Source organism: Streptomyces sp. NBC_00557 (genome assembly GCF_036345995.1).
Lineage (GTDB): Bacteria > Actinomycetota > Actinomycetes > Streptomycetales > Streptomycetaceae > Streptomyces.
Map to the genome: position 1 here is coordinate 2,050,287 of NZ_CP107796.1, position 24,520 is coordinate 2,074,806.

19 protein-coding genes are annotated in these 24,520 nt (G+C 73.2%); 5 read left to right on the forward strand and 14 right to left on the reverse strand.

What is annotated here, in order from left to right; all coding sequences use genetic code 11:
* The first annotated feature begins 158 nt into the window (after nucleotides 1–158).
* On the forward strand, nucleotides 159–614 hold the full coding sequence (locus OG956_RS08310) for an ATP-binding protein (protein WP_330337305.1): 456 nt from the start codon (nucleotides 159–161) through the stop codon (nucleotides 612–614).
* On the opposite strand, the gene OG956_RS08315 is transcribed toward OG956_RS08310, so the two are convergent.
* The 14 genes from OG956_RS08315 to OG956_RS08380 all read right to left on the reverse strand — a co-directional run bounded on the left by OG956_RS08315 (nucleotide 571) and on the right by OG956_RS08380 (nucleotide 17,024).
* Entirely contained in the window at nucleotides 571–2,019 is a 1,449-nt protein-coding gene (locus tag OG956_RS08315; RefSeq protein ID WP_330337306.1) for an amino acid permease, read from the reverse strand. The two genes, OG956_RS08310 and OG956_RS08315, sit on opposite strands and share 44 nt — an antisense overlap.
* 116 nt (nucleotides 2,020–2,135) lie before the next feature.
* Nucleotides 2,136–3,152: an ornithine carbamoyltransferase gene (argF, locus tag OG956_RS08320; RefSeq protein ID WP_330337307.1), complete on the reverse strand. Its 1,017-nt coding sequence runs from the start codon at nucleotides 3,150–3,152 to the stop codon at nucleotides 2,136–2,138.
* Nucleotides 3,153–3,243: 91 nt separating this feature from the next.
* Complete coding sequence (locus OG956_RS08325; protein ID WP_330337308.1) at nucleotides 3,244–4,467, reverse strand: arginine deiminase; 1,224 nt, start codon at nucleotides 4,465–4,467, stop codon at nucleotides 3,244–3,246.
* 97 nt (nucleotides 4,468–4,564) lie between these two features.
* Nucleotides 4,565–5,095: a DUF5825 family protein gene (locus tag OG956_RS08330; protein ID WP_330337309.1), complete on the reverse strand. Its 531-nt coding sequence runs from the start codon at nucleotides 5,093–5,095 to the stop codon at nucleotides 4,565–4,567.
* Nucleotides 5,092–6,942: a RiPP maturation radical SAM C-methyltransferase gene (locus OG956_RS08335; RefSeq protein WP_330337310.1), complete on the reverse strand. Its 1,851-nt coding sequence runs from the start codon at nucleotides 6,940–6,942 to the stop codon at nucleotides 5,092–5,094. The genes OG956_RS08330 and OG956_RS08335 overlap by 4 nt, the downstream gene beginning before the upstream one ends.
* A 2-nt stretch (nucleotides 6,943–6,944) precedes the next feature.
* On the reverse strand, nucleotides 6,945–7,085 hold the full coding sequence (locus tag OG956_RS08340; RefSeq protein ID WP_330337311.1) for a hypothetical protein: 141 nt from the start codon (nucleotides 7,083–7,085) through the stop codon (nucleotides 6,945–6,947).
* A gap of 59 nt (nucleotides 7,086–7,144) precedes the next feature.
* Entirely contained in the window at nucleotides 7,145–9,688 is a 2,544-nt protein-coding gene (locus tag OG956_RS08345) for a polynucleotide kinase-phosphatase (RefSeq protein WP_330337312.1), read from the reverse strand.
* Nucleotides 9,685–11,268: a 3' terminal RNA ribose 2'-O-methyltransferase Hen1 gene (locus tag OG956_RS08350; protein ID WP_330337313.1), complete on the reverse strand. Its 1,584-nt coding sequence runs from the start codon at nucleotides 11,266–11,268 to the stop codon at nucleotides 9,685–9,687. Before OG956_RS08350 ends, OG956_RS08345 begins: the two co-directional genes overlap by 4 nt.
* A 62-nt stretch (nucleotides 11,269–11,330) precedes the next feature.
* Nucleotides 11,331–12,272, reverse strand: coding sequence for a hypothetical protein (locus tag OG956_RS08355; RefSeq protein ID WP_330337314.1), 942 nt, complete (start codon nucleotides 12,270–12,272; stop codon nucleotides 11,331–11,333).
* A gap of 235 nt (nucleotides 12,273–12,507) precedes the next feature.
* Nucleotides 12,508–13,431: an LLM class F420-dependent oxidoreductase gene (locus OG956_RS08360; protein ID WP_330337315.1), complete on the reverse strand. Its 924-nt coding sequence runs from the start codon at nucleotides 13,429–13,431 to the stop codon at nucleotides 12,508–12,510.
* Between the two features lie 347 nt (nucleotides 13,432–13,778).
* The gene (locus tag OG956_RS08365; RefSeq protein WP_443065541.1) at nucleotides 13,779–14,348 is read right to left on the reverse strand and encodes a DUF6099 family protein; all 570 of its coding nucleotides are present in this window, start codon (nucleotides 14,346–14,348) and stop codon (nucleotides 13,779–13,781) included.
* 167 nt (nucleotides 14,349–14,515) lie between these two features.
* The gene (locus tag OG956_RS08370) at nucleotides 14,516–14,884 is read right to left on the reverse strand and encodes a nucleotide pyrophosphohydrolase (protein ID WP_330337316.1); all 369 of its coding nucleotides are present in this window, start codon (nucleotides 14,882–14,884) and stop codon (nucleotides 14,516–14,518) included.
* Entirely contained in the window at nucleotides 14,881–16,077 is a 1,197-nt protein-coding gene (locus tag OG956_RS08375) for an ATP-binding protein (protein WP_330337317.1), read from the reverse strand. Before OG956_RS08375 ends, OG956_RS08370 begins: the two co-directional genes overlap by 4 nt.
* Before the next feature lie 557 nt (nucleotides 16,078–16,634).
* Entirely contained in the window at nucleotides 16,635–17,024 is a 390-nt protein-coding gene (locus tag OG956_RS08380) for a cell division protein SepF (RefSeq protein ID WP_330337318.1), read from the reverse strand.
* 279 nt (nucleotides 17,025–17,303) lie between these two features.
* Here OG956_RS08380 and OG956_RS08385 point away from each other — a divergent pair, with 279 nt between their 5' ends.
* The 4 genes from OG956_RS08385 to meaB all read left to right on the forward strand — a co-directional run bounded on the left by OG956_RS08385 (nucleotide 17,304) and on the right by meaB (nucleotide 24,339).
* Nucleotides 17,304–19,046, forward strand: coding sequence for a hypothetical protein (locus OG956_RS08385; RefSeq protein WP_330337319.1), 1,743 nt, complete (start codon nucleotides 17,304–17,306; stop codon nucleotides 19,044–19,046).
* Between the two features lie 316 nt (nucleotides 19,047–19,362).
* On the forward strand, nucleotides 19,363–21,162 hold the full coding sequence (locus tag OG956_RS08390; RefSeq protein ID WP_330337320.1) for a methylmalonyl-CoA mutase family protein: 1,800 nt from the start codon (nucleotides 19,363–19,365) through the stop codon (nucleotides 21,160–21,162).
* Entirely contained in the window at nucleotides 21,162–23,336 is a 2,175-nt protein-coding gene (gene scpA / locus OG956_RS08395) for a methylmalonyl-CoA mutase (RefSeq protein WP_330337321.1), read from the forward strand. The genes OG956_RS08390 and scpA overlap by 1 nt, the downstream gene beginning before the upstream one ends.
* Before the next feature lie 7 nt (nucleotides 23,337–23,343).
* On the forward strand, nucleotides 23,344–24,339 hold the full coding sequence (meaB, locus tag OG956_RS08400) for a methylmalonyl Co-A mutase-associated GTPase MeaB (protein WP_330337322.1): 996 nt from the start codon (nucleotides 23,344–23,346) through the stop codon (nucleotides 24,337–24,339).
* Nucleotides 24,340–24,520: the final 181 nt, after the last annotated feature.

The following is a 24,520-nucleotide window of genomic DNA, read 5'->3' on the forward strand; positions in this document are numbered from 1 at the left end:
CGACAGCGCCGTAACAGTGGGGGCGAGCGGGCGAGCCGGGCCGTTCGCATGGGTAGGCCGCCCGGTACCGGGGCCGAGGGTCCCGGGCGCAGCCCGCCGTCGGCCACCGGGGCCGGGCCCGTACCATCTCTACAGTCGAAAGCAGGACAGCCTGCTCCATGAACGGACTCGCCTTGCACGAACCCACCACCGAACCGGCCTCCTGGCGGATCGCGCTGCCGCACACCGCGGCGGCGGTGCCCGCGGCCCGTGCCCTGGTGCGCTCGGCCCTCGCCGAGGTGGAGCACCCGGCCGACTGCGACACCGCGGAGCTGCTCACGGCGGAGCTGGTGGCCAACGCCGTGGAGCACACCGCCGGGCGCGGCCCGATCGAGCTGGTGGTGGAGCTGCTGCCCGGCGGCTGCCAGGTCGAGGTGCACGACCCGGACCCGGCCCCGCCCGGCCATCTGACCCGGCCGGTGATCGAGGAGCCCGACGTCTGGCAGGAGGGCGGGCGCGGGCTGCTGCTGATCCGCGCCCTCAGCTCGTCCTGCGGGCACCGCCCCACCCCGCGGGGCAAGGCGGTGTGGTTCAGACTCCCTGCGGTTCCCGCTCAGCGGCGGCGCTCGGCGTGACCTCGGGCGCGGCCTGGGCCAGCGTGGAGTGCCGGCGGCCGTAGGCGGCGTAGATCGCGAGGCCCACCGCGAGGAACACCGCGAACTGGATCCAGGTCTGCCAGCCGGTCTCGTACATCAGGTACAGGCAGAAGGCGACGCCGAGCAGCGGACCCACCGGGTACAGCGGCACCCGGAAGCTGCGGCTGAGGCCCGGCTCGCGGCGGCGCAGCGTGATCACCGCGATGTTGACGGCGGCCATGATCGCGAGGGTGCCGATGGTGCACAGGTTCATCACGGCGTCCAGCGAGGCGAAGGCCGCCGGGAGCGCGAAGACCACGGCGACGATCAGGGTGCCGGCCACCGGGGTGGAGGTCTTCGGGTTCACCTTCTCGAAGACGCGCGGGATCAGGCCGTCCCGGGACATCGACATCAGGATGCGGGTCTGGCCGTACATCACGGCGAGGACGACGGAGGCGATGGCGACGACCGCGCCGAAGGCGACGACTCCGCCGCCGACGGTGGAGCCGGTGACCTCGTTGACGACGTAGGAGAGGGCGGCGGGGCGGCCGGCGACCTGGTCGCTGCCGATGGCGCCGATCGCGGCGACGGCGACCGCGCAGTACAGCAGGGTGACGATGCCCATGCAGACCATGATCGCGACGGGGATGTCCCGGCGCGGGTTCTTGGCCTCCTCGCCGGCCGTGGTGATCGCGTCGAAGCCGATGTAGGAGAAGAACGCGGCCGTGGTGCCCGCGCCGATGCCGCCGAGGCCGGCCGGGGAGAACGGGGTGAGGTTGCCGTGCTTGAAGGCGCTGTAGCCGACGGCGCAGAAGGCCAGCAGGATGACGAGCTTGACGGCGGCCATGGCGGCCGTGGCCCGCGCGCTCTCGCGCACGCCGCGCACCAGCAGGACGGACGCCATGGCGATCACGATCACGGCCGGGAGGTTGACGATCCCGCCGTCGCCGGGTCCCGCGGACAGCGCGGCCGGAAGCTGCAGGCCGGTGAGGCTGTGCAGCAGCTCGTTGACGTACTGGCTCCAGCCGACGGCGACGGCCGAGATGGAGACGCCGTACTCCAGCAGCAGGCACCAGCCGACCAGGAAGGCGGTGGACTCGCCGAGGCCGGCGTAGGCGAAGGAGTACGAGGAGCCGGAGACCGGGATCGCGCCGCCCAGCTCCGCGAAGGAGAAGGCGGTGAAGACGCAGGTGATCGCGGCGAGGACGAAGGAGACGACGACGGCCGGACCGGCCTGGGCGACGGAGTCGGAGAGGCCGACGAAGATGCCGGTGCCGACGATGGCGCCGACGCCGAAGCAGATGAGCTGGAACAGGCCCATCGTGCGCTTCAGGCCGTGTCCCTCGCGGTCGGCGCCGGATTCGGCGACCAGCAGGTGCGGGGACTTGATGCGGGGAGCGGGCATTGCGGGTGGTGCTCGTTTCTGGGATGTACGGGGCGACCTGGTGGGTCGCGGCGACGGCCCGAGGCTGGGGTGGTGCCGGGCCGCCGGCCAGGATAAGGGCTGGTGGGGACGGGGGACTAGGCGCGCCGGCCGAGTGTGGCGACCAGCACCGCCTTGATGGTGTGCAGGCGGTTCTCGGCCTCGTCGAAGACGACCGAGTGCGCGGACTCGAAGACCTCGTCGGTGACCTCCAGCGAGTCGCGGCCGTAGGTCTCGTGGATCTCGCGGCCCACCTGGGTGCCCAGGTCGTGGAAGGCCGGCAGGCAGTGCAGGAACTTCACGTCCGGGTTGCCGGTGGCGCGCAGCACGTCCATGGTCACGGCGTACGGCGCGAGGGCGTCGATCCGCTCGGCCCAGACCTCCTTGGGCTCGCCCATGGAGACCCACACGTCCGTGGCGACGAAGTCGGCGCCCGCGACGCCCTCGGCGGTGTCCTCGGTGAGGGTGATCCGGGCGCCGCTCGAGGCGGCCAGCTCCTGGGCGCGGTCGACGATCTCCTGGGCGGGCCAGTAGCTCTTGGGGGCCACGATCCGCACGTCCATGCCGAGCAGGGCGCCGGTGACCAGGTAGGAGTTGCCCATGTTGAAGCGGGCGTCGCCGAGGTAGGCGAAGGCGATCTGGCGCAGCGGCTTGGCGCTGTGCTCGGTCATGGTGAGCACGTCGGCGAGCATCTGGGTGGGGTGCCAGTCGTCGGTGAGCCCGTTGTAGACGGGCACCCCGGCGTACGCCGCCAGCTCCTCGACCTTGGCCTGGCTGTCGCCGCGGTACTCGATGGCGTCGAACATCCGGCCGAGCACCCGGGCGGTGTCCCGCACGGACTCCTTGTGCCCGATCTGGGAGCCGGAGGGGTCGAGGTAGGTGGTGCGGGCGCCCTGGTCGGCGGCGGCGACCTCGAAGGCGCAGCGGGTGCGCGTCGAGGTCTTCTCGAAGACCAGGGCGATGTTCCGGCCACGCAGGTACTGCGTCTCGGCGCCCGCCTTCTTGGCCGCCTTCAGCTCGGCTGCCAGCTCGACCAGGCCGCGGAACTCCTCCTCGGTGAAGTCCAGCTCCTTGAGGAAGTGGCGGCCGGCGAGGGCGGTCGGGGCTGTCGCCATGGGGCGCTCCAGAGGGTACGAGAACACGTGACTACTGGAAGTCTATACGATCCTCCACATTTCTATACGGCATCTCGTTCTGCGGACGGCGCTACACCGCGTCCCGCTCGACCGGGCAGCTCATGCAGCGCGGCCCGCCCCGGCCCCGGCCCAGCTCGCTGCCCGGGATCTCGATCACCTCGATGCCCTGCTTGCGCAGGTGGGTGTTGGTGGTCGAGTTGCGCTCGTAGGCGATGACCACCCCGGGCTCGACGGCGAGCACGTTGCAGCCGTCGTCCCACTGCTCGCGCTCGGCGGCGTGCACGTCCTGGGTGGCGGTCAGCACCCGGATCTCACCGAGGCCGAGCGCGGCGGCGATCGCGCGGTGCATGTGCTCCGGCGGATGGTCGGTGACCTTCAGTTCCTTCTCGCAGACCCCCGGCTCGATGGTGTACGAGCGCAGCATGCCGAGCCCGGCGTACTGGGTGAAGGTGTCCCCGTCGACCATGGTCATCACGGTGTCGAGGTGCATGAAGGCGCGCCGCTTGGGCATGTCGAGCGCGACGATCGTGCGCGCCGAGCCCGCCGCGAACAGCTTGTACGCCAGCATCTCCACGGCCTGCGGGGTGGTGCGCTCGCTCATCCCGACCAGGACGGCGCCGTTGCCGATCACGAGGACGTCGCCGCCCTCGATGGTGGAGGGGTGGTCGGCCTGCCCCTGGGACCAGACGTGGAAGGTCTCGTCGCGGAACAGCGGGTGGTACCGGTAGATCGCCTCGAAGTGCACCGTCTCCCGCTGCCGCGCGGGCAGCCGCATGGCGTTGATGGCGACCCCGTCGTAGATCCAGGCGGAGGTGTCGCGGGTGAACAGGTGGTTGGGCAGGGGGCCGAGGAGGAAGTCGTCGAGGTCCATCACATGGAAGCGGACGGAGGTCGGCTCCGCGTGCCCCTCAAGGAACTCCCGCTTGGTCATGCCGCCCACCAGCGCCTCGGCCAGCTCCCGCGCGGGCATCGCTTCGAAGGCGGCGCGCAGATGGCCGGCGGCGAGGGGGCCGTACTCCTTCTCGTGGAAGACCCGGTCGAGGACGAGGGCGCGGGCCTCGGGCACCCGGAGCGTCTCGGTGAGCAGGTCGCCGAAGAGGTGGACGGCGACGCCGCGGTCCCGCAGGACGTCGGCGAACCCGTCGTGCTCGGCGCGCGCCCGGCGCACCCACAGCACGTCGTCGAAGAGGAGGGCGTCCTTGTTGCTCGGGGTGAGCCTTTTGAGCTCGAGGTCGGGCCGGTGCAGGATCACCCGGCGCAGCCGTCCGGCCTCGGAGTCGACGTGGTATGCCATGCCTCCATCCTGGCCGTCCGCGCCCGTCTTCACGCCCTAGTCGACCGTTTCCGTCCGCTCCTGTTTTCGTCCCACTGACGAGAAGCGGGGCCGTCGGTCAGATCGCGGTACAGGGGACCGGCCAGCGGCGGATGCGCGGAGGCAGCGCGACGGCCCAGCCCCCGGCGGCCAGCACCAGCCGCTCGGCGGTGAGCAGGTCCAGGGCCTCCGGGTCGACGGCGTCGAGCGGCTCGGGTTCCTGCAGGCGGAGGAAGGCGGCGAGCAGACCGGGGTGGTCGAGGGTGAGCCGTACGGCCGTGCCCCGCTGTCTGCGGTCCAGGACCGTGACGAAGCCGGGCCCGCGCCGGTGATGGAGCCTTCCGTAGGAGTAGGCGGCCCGCCAGTCCGCCAACTCGGCCTCGTGACCGGGCAGTTCCAGGGGCGGCGGGAGATGGCGGAGCACCCCGAGGTCGTACGACGGGCTGCCCGCGGCGTGCCAGGCGACGTGCAGCCCCAGGCTCTCGCACTCGCGCAGGAAGCGCACCGCCTCCGCCGTCGCCCGGCCCGCGCCGCTCAGGTCCAGCGCCTGTGCCACGTCGGCCCCTCGCCGGGTGAGCCGGTACGGCACCTCGTCGGGCAGCGCGCTCATGCGGCGCCCTCGGGCAGGCGGACCGGCTCGCCCCAGGTCGGCAGGGACACATAGGTGGCTCCGTCGCGGAACAGCAGGCCGAGGTCATGGGCCTGCCGGACCCACTCCGCCAGGGCCCGCGGCGTCGGTTCCGCGCCGCCGTCGGCGGTCAGCAGCCGGTGCAGGGCCCGGACGGTGCGGCCGTCCTGAAGGCGGCGCAGGGCCTCGGCCCGCCAGCCGGTGAAGCGGTGGACGGCCGGCGGCCGGCCGTGCCGGCGGTCGTGGACCACGAGGTGCTCCCCGTCCTCCTCGAACAGCAGCCGGGAGCCGGCGTGCCCGGCGCGCCACGCGACCACGGCGTCCCGCAGGCGCCGCTCGACCGGGCCGCCGATGCCGGCGTCCTCGGTGTCGAACAGGTAGACCAGGTCGGCGAGTTCGTCCTCGGGCAGCTGGTAGACGTGCTGGTACATCCGGGCCGGGCGGCGCTTGCCGAAGCCGAGGCCCGGGTCGGTGAAGTGCGGGCTGAACCGCTCCAGCTGGATGCGGTGGGCGCCGCTCGGCGGCTGGAGGTGGACCAGCGCGGGGAGCTGGTCGATCACCGGGGTGTAGTCGTCGGCCGTCTCGCCGGGGAAGCCGTAGAGGAGGTTCCAGGAGCAGGTCAGGGCGTGGTTCTCGCACTCGCGCAGGGTGCGGACGTTGCGCGCGCCGGTGACACCCTTGTCCATCAGGTCCAGCACCCGGCTGCCCAGGCTCTCGATGCCGGGCTGGATGTGCACGGCGCCGGACTCGCCGAGGAGCTTCAGCTGGGCGGCGGTGAGGTTGGACTTGACCTCGTAGTGCAGCCGCAGGTCCCAGCCGCTTGCCACCACGCGGGGCAGGAAGTCGCGGAAGTAGGCCATGTCGATGATGTTGTCGACGGTGACCACGTCGAGGACGCGGTGCCGGCGCACCAGCCGGTCGATCTCCGCCCACAGCCGCTCCCCCGGCTTGGCGCGGAAGGTCATGGCGGAGCCGTTGAGCCCGCAGAAGGTGCAGTGGTGCTTCTCGCCCCACCAGCAGCCGCGGGCGCCCTCCACGACGAGCTTCGGGTGGACGTACTCCCGCACCGGGGAGGCGTCCAGCGCGGCCTGCCACTGGTCGTAGTCGGGTGCGGGGATGTCGGCCGGGGCCACGGTCCGCCGGGCGGCGGGGTTGGCGCGCGAGACCGGTCCGTCCCACCAGCACAGGCCCGGCACGTCGACGGGGTCGGTGCCGTCCGCCAGGTGCCGCAACAGGGCCGGGAGGGCGTACTCGGCCTCGCCGCGGACCACGTGGTCGACGAAGGGGTGGTTGCGGTGCAGGGCGTGGCCCATCGGCCCGTCGCAGTTGCTGCCGCCGAAGACCACCGTCAACTCCGGCCGCCTGCGCTTGAGTTCGCGGGCGAGCGCGAGGGAGGCGACGTTCTGCATGAAGGTGCTGGTGAACCCGACGACGTCCGGCCGGGCCGCCAGCACCTCCTCGGCGCAGGCGGCGACGAACGCGGCGGCGTACGGCCGCATGGCGACGGCGGTGCCGATGAAGACGTCCCGCTCGGCGGCGTAGGCGCGCAGCCGGGCCAGGCCCCAGTCCGGGTCGTCGTACAGGACGCCGGAGAAGACCCAGTCGCCGAGGCCGTGGAAGACGGCGTCGCTGCCGACGGAGACGTAGTCGTGCGGCCGCAGCCGGCCGCCGGAGCGCTCCAGCAGGAACTCCGCCCAGCGCAGCGAGCCGTGGAACTCGGTCACCTCGGCGCCGGGTTCGGCGCGCCGGACCAGCCGGTTCAGCAGGCCGAGCTGGAGCGAGGGCAGGTCGAGCGGATGCCAGGGCATCGTGACCAGGTGGACGCGCATGCTCAGCGGGTCGGCCGCTTCTCCAGGATCGCGGGCCGACGCCCGGTGCCGCGCTCCTCCTCGCGGACCACGACCTTCTTGATCTCCATGCCGGTTCCTCCCCGTCGCAGCGCGAACACCCTTGTGCCGCAGCCGTCCACCATATGGACAGATGTGTGAGCGACACAAGGGCGTTGTGTGACGGAGAGGAGGCCGGCGCCGGCTACAGGCGCGGGTCGACCGGCTCGGACTCCAGGGCGAGCACCCCGAACACCGCCTCGTGCACCCGCCACAGCGGCTCGCCGTCCGCGAGCCGGTCCAGGGCCTCCAGGCCGAGGGCGTACTCGCGCAGCGCGAGGGACCGCTTGTGGTTCAGGAACCGCTGCCGCAGCCTGGCGAGGTTGTCCGGGCGGGTGTACTCGGGGCCGTAGATGATCCGCAGGTACTCCCGGCCCCGGCACTTGACGCCGGGCTGCACCAGCCGCCCGTCGCCGTTGCGGACCAGGGCGCCGACCGGCTTGACGACCATGCCCTCGCCGCCCCGGCCGGTCATCTCCAGCCACCAGTCGACGCCCGCGCGCACCGACTCGGGGTCTGCCGTGTCGACGTACAGCCGCCGGGTGGTCTGCAGCAGTCCGGTGCCGTCGTGCTCCACCAGCCGGTCGATCAGGGCCAGTTGCTCGTCGTGCGGCAGCGCGGCGAGGCTGCGGCCCTGGACGGCCGGCAGCTGGAAGGGGGCCAGGCGTACGCCGTCCAGGCCGTCGGTGGTCCAGCAGTAGCGGCGGTAGGCGGCGGTGAACGCGGCCGCGTCGGCGGCGCGCTCCCGCTGCCGCTCCAGCAGGGCGCCCACGTCCGCGCCCCGTGCCCGGGCGGCCTCCAGGGCGGCCAGCGCGCCCGGGAACACCGCGCCGGACGCGGCGCCGACTGCGGCGTACTGGCTGCGCAGCAGGCCGGAGGCCTTCAGCGACCACGGCATCAGCTCGGCGTCCAGCAGCAGCCAGTCGGTGGCCAGTTCGTCCCACAGCCCGGCGCTGTCGACCGCCGAGCGGAGCCTGCCGAGGATCTCCTCGGTCACCTTCCCGTCGTCGAAGAACGGCCGGCCGGTACGGGTGTACAGCGACCCGGTGGGACCCTCCGCGCCGAACCGCCTGCGGGCCGTCTCCGCGTCCCGGCACACCAGGGCCACCGCCCGCGAGCCCATGTGCTTCTCCTCGCACACGACCCGCGCGACGCCGTCCGCCGCGTACTGCGCGAAGGCCTCCTCGGGGTGCTCCAGGTAGCCCTCGACCCGCGAGGTCGCCGTCGGCGCCATGGTCGGCGGCAGGTACGGCAGCAGGCGCGGGTCGATCGCGAAGCGGCTCATGACCTCCAGGGCCGCCGCCGCGTTCTCCTCGCGGACCGCCACCCGGCCGGCGTGCCGGGTCTCCACGGCCCGGCGGCCGTACACGTCCGCCAGGTCCAGCGGCCGGCCGTCGTGCCCGCCGGGCGCCTCGGAGCGCAGCGGCTTCGCCGGCTCGTACCAGACCCGCTCGGCCGGTACGTCGACCAGTTCGCGCTCCGGCCAGCGCAGCGCGGTCAGCTTGCCGCCGAAGACGGCGCCGGTGTCCAGGCAGATGGTGTTGTTGAGCCAGGTGGCCTCGGGGACCGGGGTGTGGCCGTAGACCACCGCCGCGCGGCCCCGGTAGTCCTCCGCCCAGGGGTAGCGCACCGGCAGCCCGAACTCGTCGGTCTCGCCGGTGGTGTCGCCGTACAGGGCGTGCGAGCGGACCCGGCCGGAGGTGCGGCCGTGGTACTTCTCGGGCAGGCCGGCGTGGCAGACGACCAGCCTGCCGCCGTCGAGGACGTAGTGGCTGACCAGTCCCGCGAGGAACGCGCGGACCCGCTCCCTGAACTCGTCGCTCTCGCCCTCCATCTGCGCGATGGTCTCGGCGAGCCCGTGGGTGTGCTGGACCTTGCGGCCCTTGAGGTAGCGGCCGTACTTGTTCTCGTGGTTGCCGGGCACGCACAGGGCGTTGCCCGACTCGGCCATCGCCATCACCCGGCGCAGCACGCCCGGGGTGTCCGGGCCGCGGTCGACCAGGTCGCCGACGAACACGGCGGTACGGCCCTCGGGGTGCACGCCGTCGGCGTAGCCCAGCTTGGCGAGCAGCGCCTCCAGTTCGGCGGAGCAGCCGTGGACGTCACCGATGATGTCGAAGGGGCCGGTGAGGTGGGTCAGGTCGTTGAACCGCTTCTCCGTGACGACGGTGGCGTTCTCGGCCTCCTCGACCCCGCGCAGCACGTGCACCTTGCGGAAGCCCTCGCGCTCCAGGTGGCGCAGGGACCGGCGCAGTTCGCGGATGTGGCGCTGGATGACCCGGCGGGGCATGTCGGCGCGGTCGGTGCGGGCCGCGTTGCGCTCGGCGCACACCTCCTCCGGTATGTCGAGCACGATGGCGATGGGCAGCACGTCGTACTGCTTGGCCAGGTCGATCAGCTGACGCCGGGCGTCCTGCTGCACGCTGGTGGCGTCGACGACGGTGCGGCGGCCGGCGGCCAGCCGCTTGCCGGCGATGTAGTGCAGCACGTCGAAGGCGTCGCGGGACGCGCTCTGGTCGTTCTCGTCGTCGGCGACCAGTCCGCGGCAGAAGTCGGAGGAGATCACCTCGGTCGGTTTGAAGTGCCGGCGGGCGAAGGTGGACTTGCCGGAGCCGGAGGCGCCGACGAGCACGACGAGGGAGAGGTCGGTGACGGGGAGCACCCGCCCCTGCTTCCGCGGCTCGGTCATGCGGCCTTCGCCTCCTTCTCGGTCTTCTCGGTGTCGATCGTGAACACGGCCATCTGCGTGGGCGGGCCGACCTCGGGGTCGTCCGGTCCGACGGGCGCGAACCGCACGGTGTAGCCGTGCCGTCCGGCCACCGCCTGCGCCCAGGCGCGGAACTCCTCGCGCGTCCACTCGAAGCGGTGGTCGCCGTGCCGGGTGTGCCCGGCGGGCAGGGTCTCCCAGCGGACGTTGTACTCGACGTTCGGGGTGGTCACGAGGGCGGTGCGCGGGCGGGCGTGCCCGAACACGGCGTACTCCAGGGCGGGCAGCCGGGGCAGGTCCAGGTGCTCGATCACCTCGCTGAGCACGGCGGCGTCGTAGCCCTTGAGCCGGTTGTCGGTGTAGGCGAGCGAGCCCTGCACGAGCTTGACGCGGGACGCCTGCCGCTCGCCCATGCGGTCGAGCCTGAGCCGCCGGGAGGCGATGGTGAGCGCCCGCACGGACACGTCGACGCCCAGGATCTCGGTGAACCGGACGTCCTTGAGCAGCTCCCGGACCAGTTCGCCCTGCCCGCAGCCGAGGTCGAGGACGCGGGAGGCGCCGTGGTCGCGCAGGGCGGCGAGGATCGCCTCGCGGCGCTGGACGGCGAGCGGGGCCGGCCTCTCCCCGGGCCCGGCCTCCCCGGCGTCCGCCTCCCCGCGCCGCGTCGCCTCGGCCCCTGTCCCCTCGGCCTCTGTCCTGTCGGCCCCATTCCCCTCGGCTTCTGTCGCCTCGGCATCCGCCCCGGTGTCCTCCGGGACGGCGTTGTCGATCTCCTCGACCTCGCTGTCGTCGGCCTCGGCCAGGCGGACCAGTTCCAGCCGCTCCATCGCCTGCCGGGTGAGCGACCAGCGGCGGGAGAGATACCGGCTGGTGATCAGCTTCTGCTCCGGGTGGCCCGGCAGCCAGCCCTCACCGGCCCGCAGCAGCTTGTCGACCTCCTCGGAGGAGACCCAGTAGTGCTTGGCGTCGTCCAGGACCGGCAGCAGGACGTACAGATGGCGCAGGGCCGCGGCGAGGGTCAGGACCTCGGACTCCAGGACGAGACGCACATAGCGCGAGTCGCCCCACTCGGGGAACTCGGCGTCCAGGGCGACCGGTTCGGCGGCGACCGTCCAGCCCAGCGGCTGGAAGAGCCGCCGTACCAGCTCCGCTCCGCCACGGGCGGGCAGCGCGGGCACCTCGATGCGCAACGGCCTCGGCTGCTCGGGGAGTTCGGGCCTGGCGTGGCAGGTGCCTTTCATCGCGCTGGAGAACACGCCGCTGAGCGCCACCGCGAGCAGCGACGAGGCCGCGTAGGGGCGGTCGTTGACGTACTGGGCGAGGGCCGCGTCGGGGGCGCCGCCGCGGCCCTTGCCCTTGCCCCGCCGGAGCAGCGCGAGCGTGTCGACCTCCAGCAGCAGCGCGGCCGTGCAGCGCCGGTCGTCCGCCTCGGGGTAGAAGACGTGCGCCGTGCCGTACGACGTGGAGAACTTCTGCGCCTTGTGGGGGTGCTTGTGCAGCAGGTACCCGAGGTCGGTGGCCGGGTGGGCGGCGTCGCCGCGCGTGGAGATCGTCAGGAACACGCGTCCGAGTCTTCCGGTATCCAGCCGCGCCGACCACCGGTTTTCTCACCGTGCACCGGTGGTCACGACGCGTGGCCGGCGATCTTCCGCGCCGTCCGCACCGCCCGCTCGTCGGCCGCCCGCAGCGCGTCGAGGCTCTGCCGGTGCCGGGCGATGGCGGCCTTCTGCGTCCGGACTTCCACGGCGTGGACGGCGGGGACGTAGCCGGTGCGGAGCTTGCAGCGGGCGTCGGCGGTCGCCGTCTTCCTCTCCTTCTCCGACGGCTCGGTGTGCCCGAACCAGTCGGAGTCGGAGGTGGCCTTCTCCGGGGTGGCGTAGCGGAAGCCCTGCTTCCTCATGCAGGCCGACCATGCACGGTCCGCCTTCTTCCAGGCGGGGTCCTTGCTCGCCTGCGCGCGGGAGTCGTGCCAGAGTTCGAGGGCGAGCGAGTAGTAGCCGGACAGCTTGATGCCGGCGACCTCGGTCGCCTTGGGCGGGGCGCCGTAGATCTTCCGCATCGCCTGGCCCAGGCAGCCGCCCTCGGGGATGCGGTGCCCGTGGGTGACGTGGCTGTCGCCGGGCCGGAAGGATCCGGTGAGCGCGGCGTACTGGTCGGCGGGCCACCTCTGGTACCGGCCGGCGGAGTCCGGCGTGCGGTTGTGGTAGCCGTGTTCGGCGGCCAGGTCGGGGTCGACGACGCCGTACGGCGTGTCGTCGCCGGGCATGTCGGCGTCCTCCGTGATCGTGTCCTGCCGGACCGGGTCGGTCGACGCGACGGCCTCGGTGTCGAGCGCCGCGAATCCGGTGAAGCCCAGCCGGACCATGCACTGCTTCCCGAGGATCCACTGGGCCCTGCCGACGGCCTTCGCGCCGTCCGACCCGCGATCCGGGACGTAGGCGTGCAGCGGGAGCGCGGCCATGGTGTCGAGGCCGCGGGCCTTGTCGGCGGGGTCGTCGTGACCGGCGAACTGGCAGGCCGACAGGGCGAACAGGCCGGTGAGGGCGAGGGGGAGGACTCTGCGCACCCGGCCATCCGATCAGGTCCCGATCACGGACGCCGTGATGGAACCCACAGTTCCGGCACATCGACTTCACCGATGTCTCACGAAGGCCCCGGTGGGATCGGCCTCCGCGAGATGGTGTGAGCCCGCGGGAGGAGTCGCGGGCCCCGTGACCGGAGTCGGGTTCCGGTCACGGGGCCGTCGTCACGGCGGATCGTCACGGTGGGGTCGGGTCCGCCTTCCCGGGCGGTCGTGCGCCCTACGGCAGCTGTGCCTGGACCTGTGCGGAGATCAGTTCCAGGTGGTCCAGGTCGTGGAGGTCCAGGATCTGCAGATAGATCCGCCGGGACCCGATCTCGGCGTACCGGCCGATCTTGTCGACGACCTCGGCCGGGGAGCCGGCCAGGCCGTTGGCCTTCAGTTCGTCCACCTCGCGGCCGATCGCGGCGGCGCGGCGGGCGACCTCCCGGTCGTCCCGGCCGACGCAGACCACGAGCGCGTTGGAGTACGTCAGCGCGTCCGCGCCGCGGCCGGCCTCCTCGGCGGCGGCCCGCACCCGGCCGAACTGCCGCGCGCTGTCCTCGACGGAGGCGAAGGGGATGTTGAACTCGTCCGCGTACTGCGCGGCCAGCCGCGGCGTACGGGTCGCGCCGTGGCCGCCGATGAGCACCGGGACCTTCTTCTGGGCGGGCTTGGGCAGCGCGGGCGAGTCGGTCAGGTCGTAGTACGTGCCGTGGAAGTCGAAGGTCTTGCCCACCTCGGTCGCCCACAGCCCGGTGATGATCGCCAGCTGCTCCTCCAGCCGGGCGAACTTCTCCTTCGGGAACGGGATGCCGTACGCCCGGTGCTCCTCCTCGAACCAGCCCGCGCCGAGGCCCAGCTCCACCCGGCCGCCGGACATCTGGTCGACCTGGGCGACCTGGATGGCGAGCACGCCGGGCAGCCGGAAGGTGCCGGCCGTCATCAGCGTGCCGAGGCGGATGCGGCGGGTCTCGCGGGCCAGGCCGGCCAGGGTGATCCAGGCGTCCGTGGGGCCGGGCAGGCCGTCGACGTTGCCCATGCGGAGGTAGTGGTCGGACCGGAAGAAGGCGTCGAAGCCGAGGTCCTCGGTCGCCTTCGCCACGGAGAGCAAGGTGTCGTAGGTGGCCCCCTGCTGGGGCTCGGTGAAGATTCGAAGGTCCATACATCTATCCTGCACACCGCGTCCCCGGTCAACCTCATCGGTACCACCGCGACGGGGCGGTATCCGGGGGGCGAACCGTGAAGGCGGCAACCGCAGGTGAACGCGCAGGGCGCAATCGGCGGGTGAAACGCGAAGGGCGGTCAGCGGCCGAGGGAAACGCGAACGGCGGTCGGCGGCCGAGGGAAACGCGAAGGGCGGTCGGCGGCCGCGTGAAAGGCGAAGCAGGTCACCGGCCGGGAGAACTGCGAAGCACGGTCACCGGCCGGGAGAATCGCCAAGCACGGTCACCGGCTGGGAGAAACGTGAACGGCGGTCAGCGGCGGGTGAGCAGCGTCCGGCGGGCCGGCTCATGGGCCCAGGGCGCCCGACGGGCTGTCGCGGCGGCCGTTGTCCCGCACCGCCGCCTCCCCCTGCGGTGTCTCGTCCCCGTGCAGTGCCTCCTCCCTCTGTAACGTCTCGTCCCGCTGTAACGCCTCCTCCCGCGCCGCCAGCTTGCGCAGCATCTCGACGACGCGGTCGCGGGACTCGTCGGCCGCGTCGATGGCCTCCATGCACTGCCAGTACGTCGTCTCGTCGTCGGCCGAACTCGCCATGCCGACCAGGGCGATGCCGACCTCGCCGAGCAGGCCCCCGAGGCAGAGCAGGGTCTCGCGGGCGTCGGCCAGCTCGGTGAGCTGGGCGGCGCGCAGGGCGCCCAGGTCCAGTTCGGGCGGGTCCAGGACTCCGCAGCCCCGGCCCGCCAGCTCGGTCAGGCCGAGCGCCTCGCCGCGCAGCTCCGGCGGACCGGAGACGGCGAGCCGGCTGCCGATCGCCTGGGCCAGGGCCTGGGCCTGCCAGACCTCCGCCATGATCTCGCCCGCGTCGGCGCCGCACGCCAGCGCACGCCTGCTCGACAGGATGAGCCGTATCGCATCCATGCGTCGCCCCCGTCCCTTCCGCGTGCCCCCTCGCACGCCCGCCGGAACTCCCTTATCCACTACCCAGAGTGAGGGAGGCGAGGACGAAAAGCCAGAGGTAGACCGAAATCTGTGGACAACAATTCGGATTCGACAGGCGGTTTGACTTCGGAGAGTGACAAGGATGTTCAGACGTCCGGTCCTTGGGGGCGCACGACGCCGTTCTGCGCTCCCCCCGCAGGGAAGCGCTGTTCGTTGCGGTCGATCTTTGCGTCCAGGGCGGCCAGCGGGTCGATGCCGAGGACGTGGCAGAACTGCAGGAGATAGGCGAGGACGTCGGCGACCTCGTCGGTGACCCGGTGCGCGGTGCCGGGGTCGTCCATCACCCGCGCGGACTCCTCCGGCGTCAGCCACTGGAAGATCTCCATCAGCTCGGAGGCCTCCACGCTGAGCGCGGCGACGAGGTTCTTGGGGGTGTGGTAGGGCTGCCAGTTCCGCGCGGCCGCGAACTCGGCGAGCCGGCGCTGGAGCCGGGCCAGGTCGAGAGGTTCCGTCACGCGTCCAGGTGTACCACCGTGACGCCGTCGGTCCCGGCGGCCCATGAGGCGTCGCTGACCGCGCCGACGCAGCGGATGTGCCCGCGCTCGCCCATCCGGGCCGCCGTCGCCAGCAGTTCGCGGCGCTGGAGGGGGTCGAGGCCGCGGTCGAAGCCGTCGGCGAGGACGGTGAGGGTGCGCAGCGCGTCGGGCACCTCTCCCGGGGTGTCCACGGCCAGCACGCCCGGCCCGGTCAGCAGCACCAGCGTCAGCGCGAGGTAGCGGAGTTCGCCGTCGCCGAGCCGGGCGAGTTCGGTGCGCGGGCCGGCGCCGCGGTCGAGCAGCGCCCGTACCGTGCCGTCGGGCAGCGGTTCGGCGAGGAGGTCGGTCACCGGGCCCGCGCATCCGGCGCGCAGCGCGTCGACCAGCACCCCGTGCCGGCGGCTGCACTCGGCCCGGGTGCGCCACAGTACGTCGGCGAGGTTGTCGCAGCCGGGCAGCAGCCGGCCGGAGCCGGTGGGGACGGGGCGGCGCATGCACTCGGGCCGGGGGTCGCAGGGGAACACGGACCGCAGCGCGACCACCATCTGCTCGGCGGCGGCGAGCACCTGCCGCTGCCCCTCCGTCTTCCCGGCCACGCGCAGCGGCAGCAGGGCGGTGCCGAGGCGGTCGTCGGGCAGCGGGGCGCGGGTCACCGGGGCGGAGCCCGCGGTGTGCCAGGCGGCCTGGACGGTACGGCGGCCGGGGTCGCGCAGCGCGGTCTCCAGCAGGACCACGCCGCCCGCGGTCAGCCGCTCGCCGACGATCCTGAGGTCCGGTTCGGCCTGTACGGCGAGGTCGAGCCGGACCGGCCCCTCGGCGCCGTCAGCCGTACACCCGATCCTGAAGCCCCGGCGCCCGCCGGCATCGGGACGCGCCCGCTGCGGCACGCAGGCCGCGGGGTCCGGGAACGCCTCGCACAAGGAGGCCCCGCCGCCGAGCCGGGCGAGCGCCTCGTACGCCGCGAGCGCCGTCGTCTTCCCCGCGCCGCTGCGCCCGGCGAACAGGGTGACGGCGCCCAGCGGGAACCCTGCCCGCCGGTGGCCGGCGAAGGCCGACAGCCGCAACTCGGTGATCCGGGCGCGCACGTCCGGGGACTGACGGGGCCGCGCGGGGACGGTCGCTGCGGACACGTCGGCGGCGGGAGGCTCAGCGGACACGGAAGGCACGGCCATGCCCGGACCGTAGGCCCCGCCCCGCCTGCCGAACCGTTTCGCGCCGGCGCCTTCCCACGATCGAGCGGTCCGGCCGCCGTCAAACCCGCCCCACCCGGACGAGTGACCCCAAAACACCCGACGCCGGCCACTCCGCTCCCCCACCCGAAGAGCCCGGAAGCCCACCGAGCCCGCCGGCGGCCCCGCTCGCCCCGCCCGAGAGCGCGGGGCGCACGACCGACCACCGGGGTCCCGCTCGGCCCGCCCGCCCAGCCCGCCGATCCCGACGACCGTCAAACCCCCTCACCCGGCCCGGAGGGCCGAGGGCGCCCGCCGACCACCTGCGGCCTCGCTCGACCTCGACCCGGCCGAGCGCCCGGGGCGCACGCCGACCACCTGCGGCCCGCCCGAGAGCCGGGGCGCCCGACCGACCGCCGGAGCTCCCACTCGACCCGCCCGCCGAGCCCGCCGTCCGCCTCAAACCCCTCGCCGCGCCCGGAGAGCCGAGGGCGCGCGTCGGCTGCCGGAGGCGCCGTGCTCGGCCCGGCCGGTGTGGCCGCGATCGCTTCAGGCGGCGCTCAGCCTCCCGAAACGCCCACGCCCTCCATCAGGCCGCTCACCTCGGTGCCCGGTGGGGTGAGGAGGAAGACGTTGCGGTCGACGCGGTGCATGCCGCTGCCCAGGCCGAAGACCACGCCGGTGCTGAAGTCGAGGACGCGCTTGGCGACCTCGTTCTCCGCGCCGGTCAGGTCGAGCAGGACCGGCGCGCCGGCCATCAGGGTCTCGGCGACCTCGCGGGCGTCGGCGAAGACGTTGACGCGCAGGACCACGAACCGGCGCCGGGTCTCGGTCTCGGCGTCCGGCAGCGAGCGGTGGTTCACCGCGGACGGCCAGGCGTCCCGGCCCCGCAGCGGCACGACCTGGGCGAGCCCCTCCCACTGTTCATCGGTGACGTCGTAGCGGCTCACCGGCTCCCCCCGACCTGACTCGCACTCGATGCCTGCACCAGCCAATTCTTACGCCAAGTCACCCGTTCGGCCCAACAGCGACACACTGCGCGACGGATCCGGTGACGCGGGGCCGGGAGCGACCCGCGCCACATGTACGATTACGCCCGCTTCTTACCGCCCTCATACCGTTCTCTTCACCCCGGGCCACGTGTCGCACATCCGTCACCGATAGCGTCCATTCCCGTGCACTTGGCAGAAACACAGCAGGTGACAGCCGGCCGGCGGACGCAGTCGGCGATGTCCGCCCTCCCGGTCGCCCGCGCGGAGATCCACGAACCTCCCGCGCAGTGGCATCGCGTGCTGACGCTGCTCGCCGACGTCAGCCTGTTCATCGGCACGCGCGCGGTGTGGACGCAGGCGGCCACGCACAAGCTCGTCCTCGCCGCGGTCATCTCCGTCTGCTACGCCTCGATCCTGGTGACCGGCGTGCTCACGCTGACCGTCCGCCGGGCGCGCTCGCTGGCCCGCCTGGACGCGGTGGTGCTGGTGACCGCGATCGCGCTCACCCTGTGCGGCTGGGCGCTGAACCACGCGGGCGGCGACGAGGCGGTGCTGACCACGCAGGCCGCGCACCAGATCGCGCACGGACACCAGGTGTACGACCAGCCGTGGCCGTGGCTCTTCCGCATCAAGGGCGTCGCCCTGACGGCCACGACGACCGGCGGCTACGACTTCACGTACGGCTATCCCCCGCTGGCCCCGCTGCTCACCGTGCCCTTCCTGTGGCTCGGCCACGCCGGCGCTCCGGCGACGCTGGCGGTGACGGTCGTCCTGATCGTGGGCACGGTCGTGCTGTGGCGGCTGCTGCCGGCGCCGTGGCGGTCGGCGGCCACGATGGTCTGCCTTGGCTTCAGCTTCCTGCCGATGTACGCCCGTCAGGGCTACCCGGCGATCGTCGGCCTGGTCCTGCTGGTGCCGGTGGTGATGCGCTGGCCGCGGTTCGGCGCCGGGGGCCGGCTGGGCACCGCCGGGATCGCGCGGGCCGCGTGCGTCGGCGCCGCGTGCGCGGCGCAGCAACTGCCCTGGTTCGTCACCCCGTTCCTGCTGGCCGGGATCTACGCCGTGCGCCGCGGTGAACTCGGCGGGCGCCAGGCCGCGGGAGTGGTGCTGCGCATCGCCGGGATCGCCGCCCTGACCTGGCTGCTGATCAACGCGTACTTCATCGTCACCGAGCCGGGGCCGTGGCTGGACGGCATCGCCCTGCCGCTGACCCAGGGCGCGGTGCTGCACGGCCAGGGCCTGGTCGACGTCTCCCTGTACTTCACCCACGGCAGCGACCGGCTCGACTGGTACGGGCACGCCAGCATGCTGTTCGCCGCGGCCCTGTTCGTGCTGTTCGTGCTGTTCGTACGGCGGCTCGGCCCGGCCGCGACCGTGCTGCCCTGGTGCGCCTTCTACCTGGCGACCCGCTCCCAGGACGGCTACTACCTGATGTACACGCCGCTGTGGCTGGCGGCGGCGGTCACCGCGCCCCTGCCGGAGTTCAGGAGCGCGTGGCAGCCGCGTCCCCGGTGGCTGACGGGCCGGCGCCGCCGGCCGGCCCTGGCGGCTGCCGGGGTGGTGCTGGTGCTGCCCGCGCTGGTGAGCGCGACCCTGGCGGTGACGGGGAAGCCGCCGCTGCGCATGGACATCACGGCGAACCGGCACGACCCGAAGCACAGGCTGTCGGCGCTGACCGTGAAGGTGACCAACACCGGCGACACCGCGCTCACCCCGCACTACATGCTGACGACCGGCCAGGGCATGAGCCGGTACTGGTCGCTGGCGCACGGCCCGGTCACGATCCCCGCGCACACCACGGCGACCGTCGAGCTGCGCGCGCCCCGGGGCGGATACCCGTTGCCCAAGAAGAAGTACACGCGCATCCGGCTGCGCGCCTTCACGGCGAGCCCGCAGACGCTCTCCACCAGGGACGTGAGCCGCGCGGAACTGGGTATCAAGGACGCGACCGGCAAGCAGCACCCCGCGGCGAAGCACTGACCGGGCGGCCCGCACCGACGTCCGCACGCTGACCGCGCGGCCCGCACCGGCGTCCGCAGACTGAGCGCACGGCCCCACCGGCCTCCGCTGACTGACCGCGCGGCCCCGCCGGCGTCCGTACGCTGACCGCGCGGCCCCGCCGGCGTCCGCAGGAAGCGCGGGCCCGCCGTGGCTCCCGTGCGCCCGTATCCGCCCTGCCGGAGCCCGGCGGCGTGCCCCTCGGAGGGCTGGGCGACGCAGCTCACACGTGCAAGAGGAGAAACCTCACAGGGGATCGTCGAGTCGCGGCCGAGCGCGCTGCCCTAGCATCCCAGCCATGACGGTCCTGCCTGACGACGGGCTCTCACTGGCCGCCGAGTTCCCTGACGCGACGCACGAGCAGTGGCAACGCCTGGTCGAGGGCGTGCTGCGCAAGTCGGGCAAGGAAGTCTCGGGCGCGGCAGTTGAGGACGCTCTGTCCACGACGCTGGAGGACGGGCTGCGCACCCGTCCCCTGTACACCGCGCGCGACGCCGCGCCCGACCCCGGCCTGCCCGGCTTCGCGCCGTACGTGCGCGGCAGCCGCCCCGAGGGGAACACCGCGGGCGGCTGGGACGTGCGGCAGCGGCACACCGCCCTCGCGGAGGGCGCCGTCCTGAACGACCTGGAGAACGGCGGCACCTCGCTGTGGCTCGTGCTGGGCGAGGGCGGCATCCCGGTCGGCCGGCTGGGCGAGGCCCTGGAGGGCGTGTACCTCGACCTGGCGCCGGTCGTGCTGGACGCCGGCCGGGACACCGAGGCCGCCGCCGAGGCGCTGCTCGGGCTGTACGCGGACAAGGGCGTGGCCGCCGGGGCCGTACGCGGCAATCTGGGCGGCGACCCGCTCGGGTACGAGGCCCGTACCGGCGCCGCCCTGGACTTCGCGCCGTACGCCGCCCTGGCCGCGCGCTGCGCCGACGACCACCCCGGGCTGCGCGCGCTGACCGTGGACGCGCTGCCGTACCACGAGGCGGGCGGCTCGGCCGCGCAGGAGCTGGGCGCCTCGCTGGCCACCGGTGTGGCGTATCTGCGCCGGCTCACGGAGGCCGGACTGAGCGTCGAACAGGCCGCCGGGCAGCTGGAGTTCCGCTACGCCGCCACCGCCGACCAGTTCCTCACCATCGCCAAGCTGCGGGCCGCGCGCCGGCTGTGGGCGCGGGTCGCCGAGGTCTGCGGCGCCCCGGGCGCCCAGGTGCAGCACGTGGTGACCTCGCCGGTGATGATGGCCCGCCGCGACCCGTGGGTGAACATGCTCCGCACGACGGTCGCGACGCTCGCGGCCGGGGTCGGCGGCGCCGACGCGGTGACCGTCCTGCCGTTCGACCACGCGCTCGGCCTGCCCGACGCGTTCTCCCGCCGGATCGCCCGCAACACCTCCACGATCCTGATCGAGGAGTCCCACCTGGCGCGGGTCATCGACCCGGCGGGCGGCTCCTGGTACGTGGAGCGGCTGACCGACGAACTCGCCCACGCGGCCTGGGAGTTCTTCCGCACGATCGAGCGCGACGGCGGCCAGGCGGCCGTGCTGCGCTCCGGCCGGCTGCGCACCGACCTCGCGACGACCTGGGCGGAGCGCTCCAAGCGGCTCGCCAAGCGCCGCGAACCCATCACCGGCGTCAGCGAGTTCCCGCTGCTGGCGGAGAAGCCGGTGGAGCGCGAGCCCGCGCCGCAGCCGCCGTCCGGCGGACTGCCGCGGGTGCGCCGGGACGAGGCGTTCGAGGAGCTGCGCGCCCGCTCCGACGCCCACCTCGCCGCGACCGGCGCCCGCCCCCGGATCTTCCTGGCGACCCTCGGCTCGGCCGCCGAGTACACCGCGCGCGCCACCTTCGCCGCCAACCTCTTCCAGGCGGGCGGCATCGAGCCGGTCACCGAGGGCTCCTTCGAGGACAGCGGCGCCACCGAGGCCGTGCTGTGCTCCAGCGACGCCCTGTACGCCGAGCAGGCCGAGCAGGCCGCCAAGTCGCTCAGGGCGTCCGGTGCCCGGCATGTGTTCCTGGCGGGCCGGGGCGAGTACGCCGGCATCGACAGTTGTGTCTTCGCGGGCTGCGACGCCGTCGACGTGCTGTCCGCGACCCTCGACCGCATGGGAGTGTCCTGATGGGAATCCCCGACTTCTCCGGCATCGAGCTGGGGACGCCGGCCGTCGACGGCGACGCCGACCAGTGGCGTGCGGCCGTCGCCCGGGCGACCGGCAGCGAAGAGCCGCTGTGGGAGACCCCGGAGGGCATCGGGGTCAAGCCGCTGTACACCGGCCGTGACCTGGAGGGCCTGGACTTCCTGGGCACCTATCCGGGCATCGCGCCGTATCTGCGCGGCCCGTATCCGACGATGTACGTCAACCAGCCCTGGACGATCCGGCAGTACGCGGGCTTCTCCACCGCCGAGGAGTCCAACGCCTTCTACCGGCGCAACCTGGCGGCCGGCCAGAAGGGCCTGTCGGTCGCCTTCGACCTGCCCACGCACCGGGGCTACGACAGCGACCACCCGCGGGTGACCGGCGACGTCGGCATGGCGGGCGTGGCCATCGACTCCATCTACGACATGCGGCAGCTGTTCGACGGCATCCCGCTGGACAAGATGACGGTGTCGATGACGATGAACGGCGCGGTGCTGCCGGTCCTCGCCCTGTACATCGTGGCGGCGGAGGAGCAGGGCGTACCGCCCGAGAAGCTGGCGGGGACCATCCAGAACGACATCCTCAAGGAGTTCATGGTCCGCAACACCTACATCTATCCGCCCAAGCCGTCGATGCGGATCATCTCCGACATCTTCGCGTACACCTCGCAGAAGATGCCGCGCTACAACTCCATCTCCATCTCCGGCTACCACATCCAGGAGGCGGGCGCGACGGCCGACCTGGAGCTGGCGTACACGCTCGCGGACGGGGTGGAGTACATCCGTGCGGGCCGGGACGCGGGCCTGGACGTGGACGCGTTCGCGCCCCGGCTGTCGTTCTTCTGGGCGATCGGCATGAACTTCTTCATGGAGGTCGCCAAGCTGCGCGCGGCCCGGCTGCTGTGGGCCAAGCTGGTGCGGCAGTTCGACCCGAAGAACGCCAAGTCCCTGTCGCTGCGCACCCATTCGCAGACCTCGGGCTGGTCGCTGACCGCGCAGGACGTGTTCAACAACGTCACGCGTACGGCCGTGGAGGCGATGGCGGCGACCCAGGGCCACACCCAGTCGCTGCACACCAACGCCCTCGACGAGGCGCTCGCCCTGCCGACCGACTTCTCGGCGCGCATCGCCCGCAACACCCAGCTGCTCATCCAGCAGGAGTCGGGCACGACGCGGGTCATCGACCCGTGGGGCGGCAGCGCGTACGTGGAGCGGCTCACCTACGACCTGGCGCGCAAGGCGTGGGCGCACATCCAGGAGGTCGAGCAGGCGGGCGGCATGGCGCAGGCCATCGACGCCGGCATCCCGAAGCTGCGTGTGGAGGAGGCGGCGGCCCGCACCCAGGCGCGGATCGACTCCGGCCGCCAGCCGGTGATCGGCGTGAACAAGTACCGCGTGGACAGCGACGAGCAGATCGAGGTCCTCAAGGTCGACAACTCCGCCGTACGCGCCCAGCAGATCGAGAAGCTGCGGCGGCTGCGCGCGGAGCGCGACGAGCAGGCCTGCCGGGACGCCCTCGACGCGCTCACCCGGGCCGCCGACGGCACGGAGAACCTGCTGGAGCTGGCCGTGCGCGCGGCCCGCGCCAAGGCGACCGTCGGCGAGATCTCCGACGCCCTGGAGAAGGTGTACGGCCGGCACGCGAGCCAGATCCGTACGATCTCCGGTGTGTACCGCAGCGAAGCAGGCCAGTCCCCGAACGTGGACCGCACCCGCGCCCTGGTGGACGCCTTCGAGGAGGCCGAGGGGCGCCGGCCGCGCATCCTGGTCGCCAAGATGGGGCAGGACGGCCACGACCGCGGGCAGAAGGTGATCGCGACCGCCTTCGCCGACCTCGGCTTCGACGTCGACGTCGGCCCGCTGTTCCAGACGCCGGAGGAGGTCGCCCGGCAGGCGGTCGAGGCGGACGTGCACGTGGTCGGCGTGTCCTCGCTGGCCGCGGGCCATCTGACCCTCGTCCCGGCGCTGCGCGAGAAGCTCGCCGAGGAGGGCCGCGAGGACATCATGATCGTGGTCGGCGGGGTGATCCCGCCGCAGGACGTGCCGACGCTGCGCGAGATGGGCGCGGCGGAGGTGTTCCTGCCGGGGACGGTGATCCCGGACGCGGCGTACGACCTCGTGAAGCGTCTGTCGGCCGACCTCGGCCACGAGCTGTAGGGCGCCGATGGCACCGCTCGATCTCGACGCCTATGTGAAGGGCGTGCTCGACGGAAAACGGGCGGTCGTGGCCCGCGCGATCACGCTCGTGGAGTCCACCCGTCCCCAGCACCGGTCGCTGGCGCAGGAGTTGCTGACGCAGCTGCTGCCGCACAGCGGCCGGGCGCGGCGGATCGGCGTGAGCGGCGTGCCGGGTGTCGGCAAGTCGACGTTCATCGACGCGTTCGGCACGATGCTGACCTCGCTGGGCCACCGGGTCGCGGTGCTGGCCGTGGACCCGTCGTCGACCCGCACGGGCGGCTCCATCCTGGGCGACAAGACGAGGATGGAGCGCCTGGCGGTGGACCCGAACGCGTTCGTGCGCCCCTCCCCCAGCGCGGGCACGCTGGGCGGGGTGGCGAAGGCGACCCGCGAGTCGATGGTCGTCATGGAGGCGGCCGGCTACGACGTGATCCTCGTGGAGACCGTCGGCGTCGGCCAGTCCGAGACCGCGGTCGCCGACATGGTCGACTCCTTCCTGCTGCTCACCCTGGCCCGCACCGGCGACCAGCTGCAGGGCATCAAGAAGGGCGTCCTGGAGCTGGCCGACGTGATCGCCGTCAACAAGGCGGACGGCCCGCACGAGCGGGACGCCCGCGCGGCCGCCCGGGAACTGGCGGGCGCGCTGCGGCTGATGCACGGCAAGGAGGCGTTCTGGACGCCTCCGGTGCTGCACTGCTCCGCGCGGGAGTCGACCGGTCTCGAGGCGGTGTGGGAGCGGCTGGAGCAGCACCGGGCCCTGCTGGACTCCACCGGGCGGCTCGCCGCCAAGCGGCGGGACCAGCAGGTCGGCTGGACGTGGTCGATGGTCCGCGACGAACTGCTGGGCCGCCTGCACGCCGACCCCGCGGTACGGGAGGTCGCGCCCGCCCTGGAACGGGCGGTACGGGAGGGCTCGTTGACGGCGACGCTGGCGGCGGAACGCATCCTGGAGGCGTTCCGGGGGACGCCCGGCTCCCCCTGACGACACCGCGCGCACCGCGGCACCGGCACCGGCGGCCGCCCGCGGGCCGCTCGCCGGGCCGGCTGGTCGATGCCCCGGACGATGGCGGACTCGGCCGGGTCCTCGTCCAGGCCGCCCAGGCGGGTGCGGGCGGACAGGACCAGGGCGCCGGCCCGGTCGAGGCTGTCGACGACGGGCTTGC